At 66.2% G+C, this 701-nt stretch carries 1 protein-coding gene; it reads right to left on the bottom strand.

Annotated elements, in window-relative coordinates; translation table 11 throughout:
- Window positions 1–2: 2 nt before the first annotated feature.
- The coding region (locus tag C7I84_RS29335) for an EF-Tu C-terminal domain-related protein (RefSeq protein WP_245428665.1) at window positions 3–701 on the bottom strand (699 nt) is incomplete at its 5' end.

Raw genomic sequence — 701 nt, 5'->3', positions numbered from 1 at the left:
TCTTATTCAGTGATCGACACGACGACGCCGGCACCGACGGTGCGGCCGCCTTCGCGGATGGCGAAGCGCAGCTTCTCCTCCATGGCGATCGGCACGATCAGCTCGACGTCGACCGTCACGTTGTCGCCCGGCATCACCATCTCGGTACCTTCCGCCAGCGACACGATACCGGTCACGTCGGTGGTGCGGAAGTAGAACTGCGGACGGTAGTTGGTGAAGAACGGCGTGTGACGGCCACCCTCCTCCTTGGTCAGGATGTAGGCTTCCGCCTTGAACTTCTTGTGCGGCTTCACCGAGCCCGGCTTGGCCAGAACCTGGCCGCGCTCGACGCCCTCGCGGTCGACGCCGCGCAGCAGCGCGCCGATGTTGTCGCCCGCCTGGCCCTGGTCGAGCAGCTTGCGGAACATCTCGACGCCCGTGCAGGTCGTCTTCGTCGTCGGACGGATGCCGACGATCTCCAGCTCCTCGCCGACCTTGACGATGCCGCGCTCGACGCGGCCGGTCACCACCGTGCCGCGGCCCGAGATCGAGAACACGTCCTCGATCGGCATCAGGAACGGCTGGTCGATCGGACGCTCAGGCGTCGGGATGTAGTCGTCGACCGCCGCCATCAGCTTGCGGATGGCGTCCTCGCCGATCTCCTTGTTCGAATCCTCCAGCGCGGCAAGCGCCGAGCCCGGGATGATCGGAATGTCGTCGCC

Source organism: Kumtagia ephedrae, from assembly GCF_003012745.1.
Taxonomy (GTDB): Bacteria; Pseudomonadota; Alphaproteobacteria; order Rhizobiales; family Rhizobiaceae; genus Kumtagia; species Kumtagia ephedrae.
This window is presented reverse-complemented; position numbering and strand designations above follow the sequence as displayed.